Here is a 1353-nt window from a genome sequence, read left to right on the forward strand (position 1 = left end):
TGTCAATGATCTTCTAAAATTGAACCACAAAGATCCATCAAAAGTGATCCACTTCAATTATCCTCAATGAGTTAATTACGATGTTTAAATCGATAAGATTCATTCCCTGTTTCCAATATATAACAGTGATGAATGAGTCTATCTAAAAGTGCATTCGTCATCTTTGCCTCCGTAAACAATGTTCCCCATTCTGAAAACTCAAGATTTGTCGTGATTATTACACTGGTATGTTCATGAAGTTGACTCATTAAATGAAACAACAACGCTCCCCCCTTTTGGCTAAAAGGTAAATACCCCAGTTCATCCAGGATAATGACATCCTGGCGGGTCATTTGAGAAACAAGCTTAAATTGCTTAGTTTGGCTATCTAACTCAAGTTGATTGACTAAATCCAACACATTCCAAAAGCGGACCTTATAGCCTTGCTCTGCCGCCTGTAGTCCTAAGGCTGTTGCTAAGTGGGTTTTCCCTGTTCCAGGTCCACCGACTAAAATAATATTGTGCTTTGTCTTGATATAATCTCCCTCGCATAGTAAGCGAAGATGCGCTTCATCTAAGGGGCTATGAGTAAAATCAAATTCTGCAAAGGTTCTCTGCTGCGGAAATTTGGCTCGTTTTATCCGCCCTAATGTTTGGTTAATCTTTCTTTGTGTTATCTCCACATTCAACAATCGAGCAAGAATATCTAATGTTGGGCGTTTACGTCTTACTCCCTCAATCACGATGTCATCAAATTCAGTTGCCATAGTAGGAAGTTTAAGTTGTTGAAGTAAGTCAATATAGTCTTGTCTTTCCATTATTATCTCCTTAATAGCTTTATTTTAGTGGGGGAAAAGAAGTGGTTCTGCGATATTGCAAAAGTTGGTCAAATTGACTGAGATTCGCTTTAGGCGGGCAAGAAAGAGCCACATGCTTACTCTCAATTTTAGGAATAGTCGGTTCAGTTAGCCTTAAAATAATATTGAGAACCGCTTCGACTGTCGGTAATCCTTGCTCTAAAGCAAGTTCTGCAGCGGTTACCCCAACCTCTTCACCAAAATCCGCAATTAAGCTTAATACTTTTACCATCGCTTTATCGCCTCGCGGTTGTTTAAGTAAATGGTGTTGAAGGGTTTTAATGGCAGGAGGAAGCGCCCAACCTTGAAAAGGTTCCCCATGACGTAATGCACCGGGCTTTTGTTTTAACGCAGAGAGATAGTGAAGAGGATTATAGCTGGTTCCGCCTTTAGTAAATTGACGCGGATGACGAGAAACAATTTGGTTTTGGTAAACAAGCACGACCTCTTGAGCCCCAATTTGAGCAATCACCTCTTTTCCACATAGGTGGCAAGGTACGCTATAACGGTGAGAATC

Annotated in this window: 2 protein-coding genes; both read right to left on the bottom strand. The window is 40.4% G+C overall.

Features of this window, described 5'->3' with window-relative positions:
* Window positions 1–71 precede the first annotated feature (71 nt).
* Entirely contained in the window at window positions 72–797 is a 726-nt protein-coding gene (istB, locus tag ACLS0A_RS10940) for an IS21-like element helper ATPase IstB (protein ID WP_416083503.1), read from the bottom strand.
* Window positions 798–816: 19 nt separating this feature from the next.
* A partial coding sequence (locus ACLS0A_RS10945; protein ID WP_416083501.1) for a Mu transposase domain-containing protein occupies window positions 817–1353 on the bottom strand: 537 nt, incomplete at its 5' end.

Source organism: Avibacterium volantium, assembly GCF_049366555.1.
In the GTDB taxonomy this organism is placed as follows: Bacteria; Pseudomonadota; Gammaproteobacteria; order Enterobacterales; family Pasteurellaceae; genus Avibacterium; species Avibacterium volantium_A.